Origin of the sequence: Arthrobacter alpinus (assembly GCF_001294625.1) — a bacterium.
Classification (GTDB): Bacteria; Actinomycetota; Actinomycetes; order Actinomycetales; family Micrococcaceae; genus Specibacter; species Specibacter alpinus_A.
Genome location: NZ_CP012677.1, coordinates 3,667,121 through 3,685,592, shown reverse-complemented (window position 1 = coordinate 3,685,592; position 18,472 = coordinate 3,667,121). Strand labels below are relative to the sequence as shown.

The following is an 18,472-nucleotide window of genomic DNA, read 5'->3' as shown; positions in this document are numbered from 1 at the left end:
TCGCCGTCGAGGCCGCTACGCTTAGCCCATGCGCGAATTACAGGTACAGATTATTGCCGAACTTGGCGTTCAGGCCCACATTGACCCCGCTGCGGAAATCACCCGCCGCGTGACTTTCATGAAGGACTACCTGAAAGCAACCCGGACCAAGGGCTTTGTGCTGGGCATCAGCGGCGGGCTTGATTCCACCCTGGCCGGCCGGATGGCCCAGCTTGCCGTTGAGGATCTAGCGAACGACGGCGTTGAGGCCAACTTCATCGCCGTCCGCCTTCCCTACGGTGTCCAGCACGATGAGGGCGACGCCCAAGCTGCCATGGACTTCATCGGGGCCAAGTCGGCGCAGACTTTCAACATCGCACCTGCTGTGGATGGTTTTGAAGCAGAATTCGCCAAGACGGCCATGGCGGACGTCAGCGATTTCAACAAGGGCAACATCAAGGCGCGCAGCCGCATGATCGCCCAGTACGCGCTTGCCGGCCACGAGAACCTTCTGGTCATCGGCACGGACCACGCCGCAGAGTCAGTGACCGGGTTCTTCACGAAATTTGGCGACGGCGGAGCCGACATCCTGCCGCTGTTCACCCTCAACAAGCGCCAAAACCGTGCCCTGTTGAAAGAGTTGGGCGCCCCCGAACAGCTCTACAACAAGGTGCCTACCGCCGACCTGCTCGATGGCAAGCCCGGCCGCACCGACGAGGAAGAACTCGGCATCAGCTACGAGCAAATCGACGACTACCTTGAGGGAAAGACCATCCCCGAGGCCGCCGCGGCCGCCATTGAACGCCGATTCCTGGCTACCCGGCACAAGCGCACCGTCCCCGTGTCCCTGCTGGACACATGGTGGCGTTAGTCCCGCAGCCCCGCCGCTGAGCGTATATTGCACAGTAGACGTGGGCCCAAAATCCGGGCACGGCATTGTGGCAACGAGGGGCGAAAGATGAACACCATGAACGTCACTGAAGAGTTCCGTGCAGCACGCAACAAGCTCTTGGAAATGCGTCTGGACAACGCCCGTGCCCAGAAAGAATTCACGTGGCCTGCGTTCACAGAATTCAATTTCGCCCTTGACTGGATTGATGCGCTCGCCGCGGACCCGGCCACCGGCGGCAACCCAGCCCTGGTGATCGTAGAGCAGGACGGCACCGCCACGCGACGCAGCTTCAAGGAGCTCTCTGTCCGGTCCAACCAAGTGGCTAACTGGCTCCGAGACCAAGGCATCCGCCGTGGCGAGCACATGGTGATCATGCTCGGCAACCAGGTGGAGCTGTGGGAGCTGATGCTCGCCTGCATCAAGCTCGGCGTCGTCATGATCCCCACCACCACCATGATGGGCCCGGCGGACCTAAGTGACCGAGTGGAGCGAGGCCAGGCCCAGTGGGTGGCAGCGCGGGCACAGGACATGTCCAAGTTCGCCGAAGTTCCGGGCCACTACACCCTGGTCAGCATCGGCTCGGAAGCCGCGGAGACCGACCGGCCGGTCCTGGAATATACGGACACGGCCCAGGCTGCGGAGGACTTCACACCGGACGCGCCCACCCTGGCCGATGAGACCCTGCTGCTGTACTTCACCTCCGGCACCACGTCCAAGGCAAAGCTGGTGGAGCACACGCACACCTCCTACCCGGTGGGCCACCTGTCCACCATGTTCTGGCTCGGGCTGGAACCTGGCGACGTCCACCTCAACGTGGCTTCGCCGGGCTGGGCCAAACATGCCTGGTCCAACGTCTTCACCCCGTGGATCGCCGAGGCCTGCGTCTTCGTTTACAACTACACCCGATTCGACGCCAAGGCCCTCATGGCGCAAATGGACGCCGAACACGTCACCAGCTTCTGCGCCCCGCCCACTGTGTGGCGCATGCTCATCCAGGCCGACCTCACCTTGCTCAAAAACCCGCCCAGCAAGGTTGTGTCCGCCGGCGAGCCGCTCAACGCCGAGGTGATCGACCAGGTGGAGCGAGCCTGGGGCCAGCTAATCCGCGACGGATTCGGACAGACGGAGACCACCGTCCAGGTGGCCAACACGCCCGGCCAGCCCATCAAGATCGGCTCCATGGGACGCCCTTTGCCCGGTTACGACGTGGTGCTCGTGGACCTGCTCAGTGGGGAGGAAAGCAACGACGGCGAACTCTGCCTCCGCCTGGACCCCCGTCCCGTGGGGCTCACCAAGGGCTATTTTGGTGACCCGGCTAAGACAGCGGAGGCGTTCCGTGGCGGCTACTACCATACGGGAGACGTGGCCAGCCGGGACGAGAACGGCATCCTGACCTATATTGGGCGTAGCGACGACGTCTTCAAATCCTCCGACTACCGGCTCTCGCCGTTCGAACTTGAAAGCGTGCTGATTGAGCACCCGGCAGTTGCCGAGGCGGCGGTGGTCCCCTCCCCCGACGAGCTTCGCCTGAACGTGCCGAAGGCGTATGTCGTGCTGGCGGCAGCCTATACACCCAGCGAGGACCTGGCCGGGGAGATTTTTGCGTTTTGCCGTGAGCACTTGCCAGCGTACAAGCGGATCCGCCGACTGGAATTCGCCGAACTGCCCAAGACCATTTCCGGGAAGATCCGGCGTGTGGAGCTCCGTGCCAACGAGGAAGCCCGCCACGGCAACGCTTCAGTGCCGGGTGCGCCGCTTCCAACAGGCCTGGGCCGAGAGTACCTGGATTCCGAGTTCCCCGCCCCTCCCCGGTAGACGCCCTCGCAGCACTGGCCATAAAAAAGGAAACGCTCTCGCACTGAACTGGGCCCCGAAAGTTGGACTCGGTAAATAAAAGTCTACGCGGCCAGTGCCTGAGCCCGATATTCCATCGGACTCAGGCACTGCAGCGTTAACGAGATGCGGTCATTGTTGTACCAGTGGATATAGTCGTCCAGCTCCGTGCGGAACCCGTCGATGCCGGTGAATTTTTGGCGATGGAACATCTCTTCCTTCAGGTGTCCGAAGAAGTTTTCCATCACCGAGTTATCTAAACAGTTGCCCTTGCGCGACATGGATTGGGCCATCTTGGCGTCGCTGAGGAGCTTCTGCCAGCTGGAGTGTTGATACTGAAATCCTTGGTCTGAATGCACCATCGGGGCCTCGCCCGGCGCCAGGGTGCCGATCGCTTCGATGAGTGATTCGGTGGTGAAGGCAACGGTCGGCGACTCGGAAACCGAGTAGGAAACGATCGAGCGGTCGAACAGATCTAGCACCGGTGAGAGGTAGACCTTGCGCTCGGCGATCTTGAACTCGGTCACGTCGGTCACCCATTTGGTGTTTGGCGCATCGGTATCGAATTCTCGTTTCAAAAGGTTGTCGGCGATCTTGCCGACCTTGCCCTTGTAAGAGGAATATTTGCTTCGGGTACGGACCTTACAGACCAGGTTCTCCTCACGCATCAGCTTCAGCACGGTCTTGCGTGCGACCTGCCAGCCTTGGCGCTTCAGGACCGCGTGGATGCGCCGGTGGCCGTAGCGGCCCTTAGCTTGGATGAAAGCCTCGTGGATCTGGGCTCGAAGCTCAGCGTGCCGGTCAGGGGTCTGCAGGGCCGCTTGGCGGTGGAAGAACGTGGAACGAGGCAACCCCGCTGCTTGGAGCAAAAGGGGCAGGGAATGGGATGCCTTGAGGGCAATCACGGCGCTGACTTTCAGCGCCGTGGTTGGTTCCTCAAGGCCCGTACTTTTTTTAGGTAGGCGTTCTCAGCCGCCAGACGCTCGTTCTCGCGGCGTAGCTTCTCCAACTCACTGACTTCGACCGAGGGGGTCCTAGTCACAGACTTGGGCCGGCCCTTGGCCTTGGAGCGCAGGCCCTCCTCACCAAAGTCCCGATAGGCGCGGATCCATGCTCGCAAGAGGTCTAGAGAACTGAGTTGATGCATCCGGGCGAGGTCCTGCCGCGTCCCCTCACCGTCAAGATATTGGCGAACAATCGCCAGCTTGAACTCAAAGGAATACACCTGCCTAGTTGGTTTGATTTCCAATGCTGCTCTACCCCAGATCTTGAACCGACTCTCCAACTTGCAAATAGCCGACGCGCTGACTCCCAGCTTTGAGGATACCGCGCGATACCCAAACCCTTCCTCAAACAGATCGACGGCAGCTAGCCGCTGCTCGGCTGTCAATGAACTATGTGGACGCATGAAAAACTCCCCGAAAGTAAGGTACTGAATTATTCAGTCCAACTTTCAGGGAGCAGTTCACACCAGGTGCGAGAGCGTTTCCAAAAAACCATCCATTGCTGCGATAGCGTGTGGGTGCTACTTGGTCAGGGAGTCCACGTATTCCTGGTTCTCGCCGATCCACTTCTTCACAACGTCGGTGTAATCGTCGACCTTGTCGCCGCCAAACATGGCGTTTTCCAGTGAGTACAGCTTGTTGGACTCCATCTTGAAGTCCTTCAACCAGCCATCAAGCACGGGGTAGTCGGTGTCGAAGGCAAGACGTGAGTAGCCGTAGATGCCTTCAGCCTTGCCCAAGGCGCCCTTCGGGTCTTTCAGGTCCTTGATGGGGAACGCGTCATAAGCCCAGTGCGGACGCCACAGGGTGACAACAATGTTCTCACCCTTGGTGGTGGCCGTCTTCAGCTCGGAGAGCATGGCCGGCGTGGATGAGGTGACGTAGTCCATCTTCTCCAGGCCGTAGCCGGGGATGACCTGATTGGTGGTGGCTTCCGTCAGGCCGGCACCGGGCTCAATGCCGATGATTTTGTTGGAGAACTTGTCGGCATTTGCAGCCAGTTCGTCAAGTGAATCAATGGGGGCATCTTCGTTGACGGCAATGGTCAGTGATGCTTCAGAGTTCCACTGTCCCAGTTCGGCGATCTTGTCACCGTACTGGTCCATCATGGTCTTGTGCGTTACCGGCAGCCAGGTGTCCAGCGTGAAGTCGTAGTCACCCGTGGACAGGCCCGAGAATACGGGGGCCACGTCGGCGTTTTGAAGCTCGACGTCGTAGCCCTTCTCATCCAAAATCACCTTCCACAGCTCGGATGCGGCAATGCCCTCATCCCAGCCGTTGAACACGGCAATGGTGACGTCCTTCTTGTCACCGTTCTCCACAGTGGCCGCGTTTCCGGAGCCGCCGCAGGCGCTCAAGCCCAGGGCCAGCGTTGCTGCAATGGCAGCAAATCCCATAAAATTCTTCTTCATGATTCATTCCTTTCATTGGCAGCCCAGAATTCATGGCCGCCGCGATTGGTTTGTAAAACTTTTCGTTCGTTCCGGTTACCTTGGGCCGCTTAGCTGTTCTTGCCAACCCTGCTGGTGGAATTGGTACCAAAGCTGGCCGTCACACGGTCTAGGAAGACCGCCAAGACGACGACGGCGATGCCGGCTTCAAAACCTAGCCCGGCATCAATGCGACTCAGCGCCAAAACAATCTCCCCACCGAGTCCCGGTGCCCCAACCATGCCGGCGATGACGACCATGGACAGAGAGAGCATGATGACCTGGTTAACACCGGCCATAATGGTGGGCCGGGCCAGCGGAAGCTGGATTTGGTAGAGGATGCGGGCGGGGCTGGAACCGAAGGCGTGCCCCGCCTCAACCACTTCCTTGTCAACGCCGCGGATGCCCAGTTCGGTGAAACGGACGCCCGGAGCCATGGCAAAGATGATGGTGGCAATGATGCCCGGCACCACGCCCACACGGAACATGGCCAGCGCCGGGATCAGATACACCATGGCCGGCATGGTCTGCAGGAAGTCCAGAATGGGCTTGATGACGGACGATGCCCGGTTCGAGCTGGCCGCCCAGATTCCCAGCGGGATGCTGATAATCAAGGCCACAACCGTGGCAATCACCACCAGCGCAAATGAGTGCATGGCATTTTCCCACTGGTTGACGCCGGCAATGACCGCGAAACCCACCGCTGTGCCAACGCCCATCTTCCAGCTGCTCGCCCACCAGGCAATGGCTGCAAAGACCACGATGATGACCCAGTACGGCGGTGCCGTCAGCAGCCAGTCAAGGCCGTCGTAGGCGCCCACAAAGAACGCCCGGATGAACACGAAAACACTGTCCAGGGTGGTGATCAGCCAGTCAAGGCCGACTTCGACCCATTCGCCCAGAGGGAGCCTAAAATTCGGTTCCACTATGCATCTCCTTCGGTCAGCGCCAGCGCGGCGGTGACATCTTGTTCAGGGATGGGCGCCACAGCCACGTCAACCGCGGGGAACTCCCCCGTGGTTGAGGGTACGTTGCCCAGTGCGGCCAGGAGCGTGACTCTCGGCAGGGCCCCCACGAGGCGGCCGTCGTCGTCCACGACGGGCAGGGGGATGGGACTCTCAACGGCCCGGCCAAAAACGTCATTCAGCGAAGTGTCGGGGCTGACGGGCTCAATGCCGTTACGGATCACGGAGTTCAGGTCGGAGCTGTGCGCCTCGACCTGCTTCATGACGTCACGGTCACGGACGGTGCCCAGGTAGTTGCGGCGCCGGTCGACGACGAACGCGGCCGACACCTGCAAATCGCGCATGGTGCGCAAGGCGTTGCGGGGCCCGCCGGAGAGGTTGACCACGGCCAGCGCAGGTTCCATGACGCCGCCGGCGGTGAGCACACGGGTCCTGTCCACATCCTGGACGAACTGGGCAACATAGTCGTTGGCCGGGCTGGTGAGGATCTCATCCGGAGTGCCGATCTGCACGATCTCCCCGTCACGCATGACCGCGATCCGATCGCCCAGGAACATGGCCTCATTGAGGTCGTGGGTGATGAAGATGATGGTCTTTTCCAGCTCGGATTGCAGCAGCACCAGCTGTTCCTGCATTTCGCGGCGGATCAACGGATCCAGCGCGGAGAACGCCTCATCCATCAGCAAGATGTCAGTCTCGGCGCACAGTGCACGGGCCAGACCCACGCGCTGCTGCATGCCGCCGGAGAGCTCGCCGGGGTACTTGGCACCCCAGCCTTCAAGGCCCACGAGGGCGAGAATCTTTTCGGCACGGGCCAGGCGTTCAGCTTTGGCCACACCCTGAACCTCCAGTGCGTACGCAGCATTTTCAGCCACGGTGCGGTGCGGCATGAGGGCAAAGTGCTGGAACACCATGGAGATTTTCTCCTGGCGGACGCGGCGCAATTCCTTATCGCTGATCTTTGAAATATCGGTGCCACCGACGACGACGGATCCCTCCGAGGGTGCCCACAGTCCGTTGAGCGTGCGGATCAGGGTGGATTTTCCGGAGCCGGAAAGTCCCATGACCACGAAAATTTCGCCCTTTTTGACATCAAAACTGGCGTCGATGACGGCAGCGGTGCCCAGCGCTGAGAGGTCCTCACGCGTCTTGCCCGCCTTGAGTCGTTTGATGACTTCGGCAGGTCGTTTGCCGAAAACTTTGTAGACATTGTGCGCGCTGAGGGCGATGTCCGTCCCGGTGCCGTCCTGAGTGCTTGATTCTTGTTTGCTTGCATTGTGTGGTGCTTCGGACACGTAGTACCCATCTACGCAGCGCTCCGCCACGAAGGCATGGACGTTCACATGGTCTTCGCAAGTTTCTGCGCCGCAATTAGTGATCTCGTGCTGCAGGCGTTGTTACGCGTCAAACTCTTCGCTTCCCCGCACGCTCCGGCCGGAGCAGCAAGGAAAGACGGTTCCGTCCTGATGGACGAACAACGGGAAGCTATCCCAACCGCCAGTTGGACGGCCTGTGTCTGGCTGGGTCAGGCATTCGCAGGCCTCCGATGAGGAGACCGTTGTAAACGTTTGACTCAGTTGCCCGCAGGCTTGTCGGTGTACTGGTTCACCCCAACGCTAACAAAGACACTTTCGCTACCAGCGTAATTGTCGTCATTTCGGCACCCCAAAGACTGCTCTCGGCCCGCCACCTGCCTACCATGGCGGTCTCAGGGAGGCGTTATGGCATTGTAACCTTAGGCAACTTAATTGTGCCGCGGAGTGCCAAAGCATGTGTGTTGGCCCACCATTGTGCCGCCGTCCCACGAACCCCGGATGCGCCGTCGGGCCCAAGAAGAAAGCCAATCCGGGCCATCGCCGGGTTAACTTGATAGCTTGGACTGGTGAAGATTGCTACCTGGAATGTGAACTCGCTGCGTGCCCGTGCTGACCGTGTGGAGGACTGGCTGCGCCGCACCGACGCGGATGTGCTGGCCATCCAAGAAACCAAGTGCAAGGACGAGAACTTTCCGTGGGAGCTGTTTGAAAACAACGGCTACGAGGTGGCGCACTTTGGTTTCAGCCAGTGGAATGGCGTCGCCATCGCCTCCCGCGTTGGCCTGGAGGACGTGGAGCGAACTTTCGCCGGCCAACCCGCGTTTGGCAAGGGCGGCAAAGACCCGGTCCAGGAAGCGCGCGCCATTGGAGCCACCTGCAACGGTGTGCGCATTTGGAGCCTGTACGTGCCCAACGGCCGCGCCTTGGACGACGAACACATGCCCTACAAGTTGCAGTGGCTCGACGAGCTCAAGAATCAGGCAAGCAGCTGGCTTGCGCAGGATCCCAACGCCCAGATAGCGCTGATGGGTGACTGGAACATCGCCCCGCAGGACGACGACGTCTGGGACATCGACTTTTTTCTCGAGAACGGTCTCACCCACGTCAGCGGGCCCGAGCGCGCAGCGTTTGCCGCCTTCGAAGCGGCAGGTTTCGCCGACGTCGTTCGTCCTTTACTGCCGGGCCCTGGAGTATACACCTACTGGGACTATACGCAGTTGCGTTTCCCCAAGAAGGAGGGCATGCGGATCGACTTTACACTCGCGTCGCCGGCACTTGCTGCACGCGTCTCCGGCGCGCAGATTGACCGTGAGGAACGCAAGGGCAAGGGCGCCTCGGACCACGCCCCGGTGATCGTGGAGCTGGACTGACCATGCACAGCGGGTTGTATTTAGGGGGTGTGCAACTGCCGTTTGTGTCCAGCCTGCGAGTCTATTTGCCCCAGGAGTCATACACCGCAGAGGAAATGCGCTACCTGCAAAGCCGCCTGGACCCCGAACATAACCCGGTGAGTGTTGATGCCCAAGAACTGGCGGATTCATTGGGTCGTGTCAGCCGCAGCACCGCCAATCCCGTCCCCACCACGAACGTTGACCGGGTGCGGGTTTTCTCGATGGTCGACGGCGGTCCGTTGCTGTACGCCCCCAACCAGGTGGTGACTCGATCGCTGGCCGCCACGGCTGAGTTGCTGTCGGGGCCGATGGCCCAGCTGGCGAAACTTGTGGTTCCCGACGTCGAATGGGACCGCAACCTGGAACGATTGGCGGCCGCCTCCGGCCAGGGCACTGCCTTGCAAACCCGCACCTCCACGTGGGGCATCCCCTTTAGCTGGTTCACGCTCGTGTACGCCAACGACCGCATGGAAGTTATCGAAGCCAATGGCAGGGTGCTGACGGTGCGGATCCAGGTTCCCGTTCCCGTTGCCGTGGGGCGCGCCGGGCGAACCTTGAAAATGTTGGCCGAAATGGCACCCGAGCTGGACTTGTTTGAGGAGCTTGACGAACTGCACGGTTGGTTGGATGGCTTCAGTGACGCAGGCGTGGTGGAGCTTGACTACGGACCCGTGGCCAACCGGGTGCACCCGGATGAGTCACCGGCCGACGTCCACGCCGGCTTGCAATGCCTGGCCGACGGTGACCTGACGGGCGCCGCCGCGGCTTACCAGAGGCTGGCCAGGCGGTGGACCCCCGTCAGATCACTGGCCAGGGCCAACTAGGCCCCACGTCCTCCCTAGCTCAACGGGGCGGCGGTGCCGTCGTGTCCCTGACCATCAGCTCAAACGGCATCAAAGTTTCGCGCAGCGAATGCGGGGTTCCACCAAGTTCGGCCAATAGCATTCCGGCTGCTGTCTTGCCGTGTTCCAACGGTTTTTGGCCAACTGTGGTCAGCCCGGCAGAGGCTGAAAACTCGTGGTCGTCGATGCCCACCACGGAGAGTTGGGCGGGAATGCGGATGCCGCGCCGCTGTGCTTCAAAGATCAGGCCCAGCGCCATCTCGTCCGAACCGGAAAAAATGGCCGTGGGCTGTTCCCCGGGTGCGTCGAAAATCCTGGCGGCGGCCCGCTGCCCTTCTGCCACTGTGAAGTCACCCACCATGCACCATGCGGGACGCAGTTCCAGGCCGGCCTTAGCCAGAGCCGTCTCGAATGCGATGGTGCGCAAAGCGGGAACCTCGAAGTTCTTTTCATCCTGGATACCTGCCCGCAGGTATCCGATGCGCCGGTGGCCCAGGGCAATCAGATGTTCCACGGCGGCCGTTGCTGCGGCACCGTCGTCAATGTACACGCCGCTGCACCCTTCAACGGGTCCACCCACGGACAGGAGCGGGATATCCGTGCGGTGAAGCTGGCGCAACTCCTCCGCGGAGAGTCCAAGCGTGAGCACCACGAGGGCGTCGATTTGTTTGCGCACCATGCTCTCGGTGAAGCGGCGCATCTTGCCGTGCCGGTATCCTCCCAGGCTAAAGAGCAGCAGGTTGTATCCGTTGTCCCGGAGCACCTGGTCCATGCCCTCGATGACGTGCCCAAAGTACCAACGGTCAAGGAACGGGACCAGCACACCCACGGTTCGGGTCCGCCCGCTGGCAAGGCCACTTGCCGATGGTGAGGCCACGTACCCCAGTGACTGCGCGGTTGCCAGCACCTTGGCACGGGTGGACTCGCTGACTCGCGGCAATCCCCGAAGCGCCCGGGAGACGGTGGCAGTGGACACGTTTGCCTGTGCCGCCACATCAACAATGCTTACACCCATGGTGGCTCTCCCTGATCCGATGCTTTGGTGCTTCCAGGGCCACCCGCAGTGGCGGCCACTGACGTTGCACAGACACGGTAGCGCCCCAGCAGGAGGTGCTCGTGCTTAGTTTTCTCGCCTTCCGCGTCGCGCCGGGAGCTTGGCTCGAAGTCGAATCATACCCCACAGCAACAGGCAAACGGCCAACAGACCCATGGCCCAAATGAGCGCCGGACCGCCGGTGAGCTCGTTCCACACGGTCACGCCAAACACAACCACGGCCCAGAACCCGAGGAAGCCGATGATGATGTCAAAATCCTCCCCACTCTTTTGCCGGCTGGTTGGAATGTGCAGCCCGCCGGTCCTGGTGCCGCAGTCCACCGGTTCCCTTTCGCCAGCTGCCCCCGGACGCCGCACCGTCACTTCACCGCCCCGGCGGTGAGCCCGGCGACAATCTTCCGTTGGAACACGAGCACAAGAATGACCAGCGGTATGGTGACGACCGTGCCCGCCGCCATGACAGCCGTGTACGGCTCCTGATGTGGCTGTGAGCCAGCAAAGCGTGCTATTGCCACAGTGACGGTTTGTGTGGCGTCGTTGGAGAGGATACTAGCGATCAGGTACTCGTTCCACGAAGCGATAAAAGCCAAAATGGCGGTGGTGAAAACCGCCGGGGCCGCCAGCGGCATGATGATTTTCCGGAAGGCCTGCGCCTGGGTGCAGCCGTCAATGCGGGCTGACTCCTCCAGCTCCCAAGGCATTTCCCGAAAGAAGGATGTCAGGGTGTACACCGTCAGCGGGAGCACAAACGAGATGTTCGGAATGATCATTGCCTGGTAGCTGCCGATCCAACCAATGTCGCCGAACAGCTGGAACAACGGCGTCACAATCGCCACCCCAGGGAACATGGAGGCGCCGAGAACCACACCCAGTACCAGGAACTTCCCACGAAAATTCAGGCGCGCCAGCGCGTAGGCGGCAAAAACACCGAACAGTAGCGCCACGACTGTGGTGACGCTTGAGATGAACAGCGAGTTCGCTAGGGCGCGGCCCAGATGATTGCCGAGTTCCGCCGAGAAGGCCGTCGTGAAGTTGTCCCAGGTGACATGAGTAAAGAAAGGCGTGGAGTCGAAGGTGTAGCCTACATCCCGGAACGCCGTGACAATCATCCAGTAGAACGGCAGCAGGCACCAGATGACAATAAGAGCGGCACTGACATAGGTGCGGGTGGTGGCCCAGTTTTCCCGGGTGCGCGCCACCGACTTTGCAGCGACGGTCCGGGAACTAACAGGGGTGGCTACTGTGCTCATTTCAGCTTCTCCTTCGCTCTGCCGCTGGCTGAATCGACGGCGTTCGCCCCGAGGAACCGCACGAAGATGAACGCGACAATGAAAATAATCAAGAAGGTGATGGTGGAGAGGGCCGCTGCGGAATTAAAGCCAACCCGGATCTGGTCCACCACCAAAATAGACAGTGTGGTCGTGCCGTTGGCGCCACCTGTCATGATGGCGGGCAGGTCGTACATGCGCAGCGCGTCAAGGACCCGGAACAAGATGGCCACCATGAGGGCCGGCTTGACCAAGGGAAGGGTGATGAGCCGGAACCGCTGCCAGGCTGATGCGCCGTCGACCTTGGCCGCCTCATACACTTCTGCAGGGATCATTTGCAGCCCTGCCAAGATCAGCAAGGCCATGAACGGCGTGGTCTTCCAAACGTCGGCGATGATGATCGCGGCCCTGGCCGGCCCCTGGCTTCCCGTCCACAAAATCGACGAATGAAACAAGGTGTTTACGATCCCGTCAAAGGCGAAGATAAAGAACCACAACTTGGCGGTTACTGCGGTAGGGATGGCCCATGGAACCAGGACGGCGGCACGCAACACGCTGCGTCCGCGGAAGGTGCGGGCCATGATCACTGCCATCCAGAACCCCAGAATGGTTTCAAAGAAGACTGTGACAACGGTAAAGAAGAAAGTGACGCCTGTGGCACTCCAGAACTGGGCGCCCAATGTACCGGGAGGGCAGGTGCCGGTTCCGGACGGGGTAGGGCATTGCTGAAGAAGCCAGTGAGCGTAGTTGGCGAATCCGGCGAAGCCACCGGAGACAAACAGGCCGGTTGCCGCGTCCAAGCCCTGGTCCTGCTGGAAGGACATGACAATGGCATTGATGACCGGGTACAAAATGACGACCGCCAGCACGATCAAGGTAGGGGCTACCAGCAGTGCTGCCGCCCGTCCTTGAGTTTTTACCTTGCGGTCCGCACCGACCTCTTTACCGCCCTTGTTGTCGCCTCCCCTGCGGGATGCATTTCTGCCAGGCAACGCATCAGGTTCGACGTGTGTTGACATACTGATTTCCTTTTTCCAATTGATGCACGAGTCATCAGGGGGCGGTGACGCCGTCAGCGGTGGCGCTGCCGCGGTTTGCAGGGCCTAAAAATGCCCTGCAAACCGCCGCACGCAAGGATGTGTAGCTACTTTGACACTGCGGTTGAGATGGCGTTTTGCATGTCAGTCATCGCCTGGTCCACGGATTTTGAACCGTTGATGGCTGCGAAGCTGTTTTGCTGGATGGCTTGGGTCACGGCCGGGTAGAAGGGTGTGACAGGGCGCGGCACCGCGTTCTTGATGGACGTCAGCAACACCGGCAGGTACGGCAGTTGTTTGACCAGATCGGCGTCGGCGTACAGGTCTGCGCGGACCGGTGCCAGCGATCCCTGGGTCGCGTAGAACTTCTCGGTCTCAGCGCTGGTCATGAATGTCAGGAAGTCCTTGGCCGTGGCCTTGTACTTGGAGGTGGCATTGATGGCCAGGTTGTGACCGCCCAGCGAGGAGGCGCCGGGGCCGTCCTTGCCGGGAAGGGGAGCGATCCCGAAGGTGTCCTTCACCGTCGAGGAGCCGTCAGTCTTGGCGAGGTTGTACACGTAGGGCCAGTTGCGCAGAAACATCAGCTTGCCGGCCTCAAACGACTGCCGGCCCTGCTCTTCCTGGTAGGTGACCGCCTGCTTGGGGATGTTCCCATCCTTGTAGGCCTGGGCCAGGTTGTTCAGCCCTGCTTTTGCCTGCGGGGTGTCTACTGTGGGCTTGCCGTCCTTGTCCACCACAGTACCGCCAGCGGTGTTGATGGCCTCGGCAACGTTCACGGTCAGCCCCTCATATTGGGCGAACTGGCCGGCATAGCAGTCAATGTTATTAGCCTTGGCGATGGAGCACATACCCATCATCTCGTCCCAGGTCGTGGGCGGGGTGGGCACCAGGTCCTTGCGGTAGTAGAGCAAGCCACCGTCGGAGGTCTGCGGCGCCGCGTACAGGACATCCTTGTAGGTGCCGGTGGCAACCGTGGCGGGCAGGAACCCTGCGGTGTCAATGGTCATCGAGTCCTTTAGCGGCTCCAGCCATCCCTGCGCGGCAAATTCGGCCGTCCAGATGACATCAACGCTGGCTACGTCATAGTCCCCGGTCTTCGCCTGGAAGTGCTGAACCAGGTCGTCATGCTGCTGGTCGGCGTTGTCCGACTGCTCCTTGAACGTGACTTTTTCGTTCGGGTGCGCAGCGTTCCACTTATCCACCAGCGGGCGGATCACATTTGAATTGTCTTTACCTTGCACATAGGTGATGGGGCCACGGGCATCCAAGTTTGATGCGGCGGCGCCACCGCCGCTGGTACCGCTGCTGCAGGCCGCCAGGACCATGGCGAGCACCGACACAATTGCCAGAGGTGCAATCTTCTTTGAGTGTCTCATCCCACGTACTTTCTCGTCATTGAAAAATGTGTAAAGGCCAGTGGAAGCACGAACCTTGCGCACCTCCACGGAGTGATGCTGATCACTGTAGGCATCCGTGGGGCAGAATGCAAGCGCTTACATCGAATCGTGATGACATTGCCCATCGACTCAATCACGCCGTTTTTTCGCGTCAGGTACAGTGCTGGCGTTAAACAAACAAAAGGTGGGTGTGCCCATTTGGTTGGACACACCCACCCTTGAAGGGGTTGCGAAGAGCTATTTCTCGTGCTTGAAAAGGCTGGCGACCTTGGCGCCAAACCCCTTCATATTTTCCACTGCTTCCTCGGTGAATTCCTTGACATTCTCCACTGCGTCCTCGCTGAATTCCTTGATGTTCTCGCCGGCGTCCCCCGCGAAGTCCTTCGCTTTTTCCGCAGCGTCCCCCGCGAAATCCTTCGCTTTTTCCGCAGCGTCCCCCGCGAAATCCTTCGCTTTTTCCGCAGCGTCCCCCGCGAAATCCTTGGCTTTTTCCGCAGCGTCCCCCGCGAAGTCCTTCGCCTTACTCACGGGCTCTGCCGCTGCCGCGGTGCCCTTGTCCATGTTGTTCTCACTCATGTTCGTCTCCTTGTTCTCAAAGCGCGAACCCCCGGGCTGCGTGCGCTCAAGGGCGATGATGGGAAAAGACTAACGGACTCTTTCGGCTTTGGTGAACCGTGACCTGGCTCCAGAGCCGATGCTGAGCAGGACTGGCACCTGCACACCCACCAGCGCGTCCATGGCCTCGACGATTGCAGCGACCTCTGCCGCCACAAGGTGCGGGGCAACCCCCTGACGGGGCAGTACCCGCACACGCAGAGATGCCTGGTTGCGGAAGTCAAAGCTCGTCACGGAGACGCCCAGTAGATCACTGCGCTCCAGCAATGCCCTTTTCAGCGCCTGCTCAGCCACAGCGCAGCTGATGACGACACGTCCGGCGGCACCGTCGTCGTCCTTGCTGCCTGCGGCTGTGAACAGGATGCCGGTGCGGCCCTTGCCTTGATTGGCTATCCACGTCACCATGACAATCACCACAAGCAGCAGGGCTGCCGCGACCATCAACCACACCCAACTGCCGGTGTCCGGCATCAGGTGTGTTCGGGTGGCAAAGTCGCTAAGGTCTAGCACCAGCGGGCCAGCAAAGTCCTGCCACCAACGGGCTGCGGAGGGAACCGCGGCCACGGCAACAAGCCCGGCACCTACCACCATGAACCCCAGGCCCAGAACCGCCAGCAAGAACCTGTTTATTCCTCTCGGTGTACCGTTCATACCCCGATCACCCCGGAATTTGCCAAGTGCACCCTGACGGACGGAGTTGGCTCCAACGCCATGGCGTCCAGCTCGGCTTTCACTGCTGCTTGGATCTGGACCTCGTCCAACAGAATGCCTGAGGTGGGTCGAACATTGACCTGGACGGTCCGGGCCGAGACCACCACCATGACTTGTTCCCGGGTGACGCCCGCGGCAAGTCTTGCCCGCTTGGCCAGCGCGGAGGCAATAACTTCATCGTCAACAACCACCGCGACCCGTGGATCGGGGATCACATGGCGGGCACGGCGCCCGGGCACAACGGCGTTGGCAAAGAAGACAAAGCCAACCAGGAAGATCAACACACCGATCGCGAGCAGCATCGCGGGGAGGATACCTTCAGGAAGCCGGGAAAGGCGCTCGGCTGCCGTGAGCGGCTCAATCAACCATGCCGGCTGTCCCAGAACACGCAGCATGGCTTCAAGGAGTCCATACAGGGCCAACAAGGCCACAAGAATGGCTGCCACAATGGATATGCGAGCCCGGGAGGACCGGGATTCCCGTTTGAGGATAACCGCTGTGATATCCCTCATGAGACCCTTCCTCGATCGGAGGAATGGATACCGGAAATTCTGATGTCCACGCGGCTGAGCTGGGATCCCGTGAGGTGTTCCACCTGGTTCAGGATGCTGGCCTTGGCTGCCGTTGCCCTGGCCACGATGCTGCCTCCCGTGCGCTCCAGGTGATCAAGACTGGCTCGTACAGCAGCCAGTGAGGGCGCACTGATCGGCGAGGACAACGACAAGGCCAGCGCCCCGGCGTCGTCCGTCCAGCTCACGCGCACCGCAGCCGGAGCCACATCGAAAATCTCAGCGGTTGCCGCGCGCGCCACGGACGTCAACGCCTGTGTGCTGATCCGGTTATGCCCGGAGAGCTCGCGCCCGACCATCCCTGCTGACGTTTCACGACCAGCTTCACTCACGACGAGGAACGCCGGCCTGTCAGGGCGTCAACGACACCACGCCAATCAAGTTTCCCGCCGGCGGCCCGGCCCACAAACGCACCCACGGCGATGAAGATGGCCCCGATAAGGAAGCCCCAAAAGCCAAATTGGAAGCCCATAAATGCAAGGAAGGCGCCAAAGGCTGCGCACACTACTGTCAGATTCACGGCTGGTCCTCTAGATCGGTGGATGCTGGTGGCTTGGCGGCGTTCAACCGTTCAGTCAGGCGGGGGCGGGGGACCTTGTCGGCGTCCGCGGAGGGGATATAAACATCGGTGATTTCAATGTTCACCTCGATGACACTGCGACCCACCAGGTCCTCCACTGCCGCATAGATGGCGGCCCTGACGGTGTTCGCCAGATCCTGCAATGGATAGCCATATTCGGCCATGAGGACAATGTCGACGGCTACCTGGGATTCACCGACTTCAACCCGAATGCCTTGGGTGAGGTCTGTGGCCCCCACGACGTCCCGAATGGCGCCGATTGATCGTGACGCCCCGGAGCCCAAGGCGTGCACTCCCGCTACACCTCGTGCAGCAACCCCAACCACCTTGGCCACGGCCGTGTCCGAGATGACCGTGCGGCCCTGGGCGAAATTGCCGCCGGTGGGATCTGGTGTTTTTGAAGACTGGGTGTGCCCGTCCATAATCGCGCCCTTTCTGTTTCTTTTACGGTAAGCCTATGCACCGAAAAGATAAGGGGCAACGCCGTCGACGACTGGCAATCTTTCCAGCAACATCGGGCCATGATGAACATCACATAGGTCCCGTGGTTTTGTTAAAGCAAAGAACCCCTTATTTCTAAGGGGTTCTTTGTGTGGTGGCTCCGACCGGCGTCGATCCGGTGACCTTTCGATTTTCAGTCGAACGCTCTACCAACTGAGCTACAGAGCCTTGCCTTGGTGAACTGACAATGCTTTTGTCACCAGATCCCCCAACATATTATTGGGAAACCAAAGCGACCCTGACGGGACTCGAACCCGCGACCTCCGCCGTGACAGGGCGGCGCGCTAACCAACTGCGCTACAGGGCCTTACAAATTTACTGCTATCACAACTTCCACTCTTTCAAGCGAAATTCACGAGTAATACTTTATCAGGTTTTTTTGACCCGATTTACCATTACTCGCTCGTACCCCCAACGGGATTCGAACCCGTGCCGCCGCCGTGAAAGGGCGGTGTCCTAGGCCGCTAGACGATGGGGGCATCGTCACTTAGAATCAGCGTTGAAGTTGCCTTCGTGCTGTCCGAAGTGGACTCCAAAAACTATAGGGCTTATTTCCTCAGAACACAAAACGAGTTCAGGGGCGCGCGGCCCAGACGGGTACCCGGCCCCTCATGGAGGCCGCAGGTGCGCTGGCGCCCCAAATCGTTTTACGAGCCTGCCTCACTATGGTTAAGGACATGACCACCAACCCGTTGGCTTCCATCCCATCGTTTGGGCCGTTCCGCATGAGCGAGTCTGACTTTGACGACGCCGTCAGGGCGGCCCTTGCGCGCATGCCGGCGGACATCGTGGCGGAGATGAACAACGTTGCTATTTTTGTCGACGACGGTTACGTGCCAGGGCCAGAGGAGAACCATCACACCTTGCTATTGGGCCTCTATGAGGGAACTCCGCTGACGGAACGAGACTCCGGGTGGGAACACGGTTCCCTCCCGGATCGCATCACCATCTACCGCCGGCCCATTTTGGAGATTTGCTCATCCCGCGAGCAGGTTATCCACCAGATCACTGTCACCGTGGTGCACGAGATAGCTCACCACTTTGGTATCGGCGACGAGCGCCTGCACGAATTGGGTTGGGGATAGCCC

Annotated in this window: 21 protein-coding genes and 3 tRNA genes; 5 read left to right on the top strand and 19 right to left on the bottom strand. The window is 60.4% G+C overall.

The annotated features are described in order from the left end of the window. The first annotated feature begins 28 nt into the window (after positions 1-28). A complete protein-coding gene (nadE, locus tag AOC05_RS16850) occupies positions 29-850 on the top strand; it encodes an ammonia-dependent NAD(+) synthetase (RefSeq protein WP_062008560.1) in 822 nt (273 codons plus the stop codon). Positions 851-946: 96 nt separating this feature from the next. Beyond that, the gene (locus tag AOC05_RS16845; protein ID WP_062008558.1) at positions 947-2,686 is read left to right on the top strand and encodes an AMP-binding protein; all 1,740 of its coding nucleotides are present in this window, start codon (positions 947-949) and stop codon (positions 2,684-2,686) included. An 83-nt stretch (positions 2,687-2,769) separates the two neighbouring features. Here AOC05_RS16845 and AOC05_RS19590 read toward each other — a convergent pair whose 3' ends face one another. The 5 genes from AOC05_RS19590 to AOC05_RS16820 all read right to left on the bottom strand — a co-directional run bounded on the left by AOC05_RS19590 (position 2,770) and on the right by AOC05_RS16820 (position 7,332). Continuing rightward, a complete protein-coding gene (locus tag AOC05_RS19590; RefSeq protein WP_231687134.1) occupies positions 2,770-3,609 on the bottom strand; it encodes an IS3 family transposase in 840 nt (279 codons plus the stop codon). An 11-nt stretch (positions 3,610-3,620) separates the two neighbouring features. Beyond that, positions 3,621-4,112, bottom strand: coding sequence for a helix-turn-helix domain-containing protein (locus AOC05_RS20260; RefSeq protein ID WP_062005577.1), 492 nt, complete (start codon positions 4,110-4,112; stop codon positions 3,621-3,623). Positions 4,113-4,229: 117 nt separating this feature from the next. Further along, a complete protein-coding gene (locus AOC05_RS16830) occupies positions 4,230-5,120 on the bottom strand; it encodes a glycine betaine ABC transporter substrate-binding protein (protein WP_062008554.1) in 891 nt (296 codons plus the stop codon). 89 nt (positions 5,121-5,209) lie between these two features. After that, complete coding sequence (locus AOC05_RS16825) at positions 5,210-6,064, bottom strand: ABC transporter permease (RefSeq protein ID WP_062008552.1); 855 nt, start codon at positions 6,062-6,064, stop codon at positions 5,210-5,212. Beyond that, complete coding sequence (locus AOC05_RS16820) at positions 6,064-7,332, bottom strand: quaternary amine ABC transporter ATP-binding protein (RefSeq protein WP_062009957.1); 1,269 nt, start codon at positions 7,330-7,332, stop codon at positions 6,064-6,066. Before AOC05_RS16820 ends, AOC05_RS16825 begins: the two co-directional genes overlap by 1 nt. A gap of 653 nt (positions 7,333-7,985) precedes the next feature. Between AOC05_RS16820 and AOC05_RS16810 the strand changes: the two genes are divergently transcribed. Both AOC05_RS16810 and AOC05_RS16805 read left to right on the top strand, forming a co-directional pair. Continuing rightward, entirely contained in the window at positions 7,986-8,789 is an 804-nt protein-coding gene (locus AOC05_RS16810) for an exodeoxyribonuclease III (RefSeq protein WP_062008548.1), read from the top strand. 29 nt (positions 8,790-8,818) lie between these two features. Next, entirely contained in the window at positions 8,819-9,634 is an 816-nt protein-coding gene (locus AOC05_RS16805; RefSeq protein ID WP_154604783.1) for a hypothetical protein, read from the top strand. A gap of 19 nt (positions 9,635-9,653) precedes the next feature. Here AOC05_RS16805 and AOC05_RS16800 read toward each other — a convergent pair whose 3' ends face one another. The 14 genes from AOC05_RS16800 to AOC05_RS16735 form a co-directional block, all read right to left on the bottom strand. Further along, positions 9,654-10,667: a LacI family DNA-binding transcriptional regulator gene (locus AOC05_RS16800; protein ID WP_062008544.1), complete on the bottom strand. Its 1,014-nt coding sequence runs from the start codon at positions 10,665-10,667 to the stop codon at positions 9,654-9,656. Between the two features lie 105 nt (positions 10,668-10,772). Further along, positions 10,773-11,027 carry a hypothetical protein gene (locus tag AOC05_RS16795; protein ID WP_062009955.1) on the bottom strand — a complete coding sequence of 85 codons (255 nt, stop codon included), beginning with the start codon at positions 11,025-11,027 and terminating at the stop codon, positions 10,773-10,775. Between the two features lie 38 nt (positions 11,028-11,065). Next, complete coding sequence (locus tag AOC05_RS16790; RefSeq protein WP_062008542.1) at positions 11,066-11,956, bottom strand: carbohydrate ABC transporter permease; 891 nt, start codon at positions 11,954-11,956, stop codon at positions 11,066-11,068. Continuing rightward, positions 11,953-12,993 (bottom strand): carbohydrate ABC transporter permease, encoded by a 1,041-nt coding sequence (locus AOC05_RS16785; protein ID WP_062008540.1) that lies wholly within the window; start codon positions 12,991-12,993, stop codon positions 11,953-11,955. The genes AOC05_RS16790 and AOC05_RS16785 overlap by 4 nt, the downstream gene beginning before the upstream one ends. A gap of 125 nt (positions 12,994-13,118) precedes the next feature. Next, complete coding sequence (locus AOC05_RS16780) at positions 13,119-14,387, bottom strand: ABC transporter substrate-binding protein (protein ID WP_062008538.1); 1,269 nt, start codon at positions 14,385-14,387, stop codon at positions 13,119-13,121. Between the two features lie 258 nt (positions 14,388-14,645). Next, positions 14,646-14,984 (bottom strand): hypothetical protein, encoded by a 339-nt coding sequence (locus tag AOC05_RS16775; protein WP_062008536.1) that lies wholly within the window; start codon positions 14,982-14,984, stop codon positions 14,646-14,648. Between the two features lie 69 nt (positions 14,985-15,053). After that, positions 15,054-15,674: a hypothetical protein gene (locus AOC05_RS16770; RefSeq protein ID WP_062008534.1), complete on the bottom strand. Its 621-nt coding sequence runs from the start codon at positions 15,672-15,674 to the stop codon at positions 15,054-15,056. Continuing rightward, entirely contained in the window at positions 15,671-16,246 is a 576-nt protein-coding gene (locus AOC05_RS16765; RefSeq protein ID WP_062008532.1) for a DUF6286 domain-containing protein, read from the bottom strand. Before AOC05_RS16765 ends, AOC05_RS16770 begins: the two co-directional genes overlap by 4 nt. Continuing rightward, on the bottom strand, positions 16,243-16,635 hold the full coding sequence (locus tag AOC05_RS16760; protein ID WP_395939473.1) for a hypothetical protein: 393 nt from the start codon (positions 16,633-16,635) through the stop codon (positions 16,243-16,245). The genes AOC05_RS16765 and AOC05_RS16760 overlap by 4 nt, the downstream gene beginning before the upstream one ends. Then, entirely contained in the window at positions 16,632-16,823 is a 192-nt protein-coding gene (locus AOC05_RS16755) for a hypothetical protein (protein WP_062008528.1), read from the bottom strand. Before AOC05_RS16755 ends, AOC05_RS16760 begins: the two co-directional genes overlap by 4 nt. Further along, entirely contained in the window at positions 16,820-17,305 is a 486-nt protein-coding gene (locus AOC05_RS16750; protein ID WP_082358045.1) for an Asp23/Gls24 family envelope stress response protein, read from the bottom strand. Before AOC05_RS16750 ends, AOC05_RS16755 begins: the two co-directional genes overlap by 4 nt. A 171-nt stretch (positions 17,306-17,476) precedes the next feature. Then, positions 17,477-17,552, bottom strand: a tRNA-Phe gene (locus tag AOC05_RS16745). Positions 17,553-17,617: 65 nt separating this feature from the next. Then, positions 17,618-17,691: transfer RNA gene (locus AOC05_RS16740), tRNA-Asp, on the bottom strand. Positions 17,692-17,790: 99 nt separating this feature from the next. Next, a tRNA-Glu gene (locus AOC05_RS16735) sits at positions 17,791-17,863 on the bottom strand. A 198-nt stretch (positions 17,864-18,061) separates the two neighbouring features. Here AOC05_RS16735 and AOC05_RS16730 point away from each other — a divergent pair. After that, positions 18,062-18,469: a metallopeptidase family protein gene (locus tag AOC05_RS16730; RefSeq protein WP_230085415.1), complete on the top strand. Its 408-nt coding sequence runs from the start codon at positions 18,062-18,064 to the stop codon at positions 18,467-18,469. Positions 18,470-18,472 lie beyond the last annotated feature (3 nt).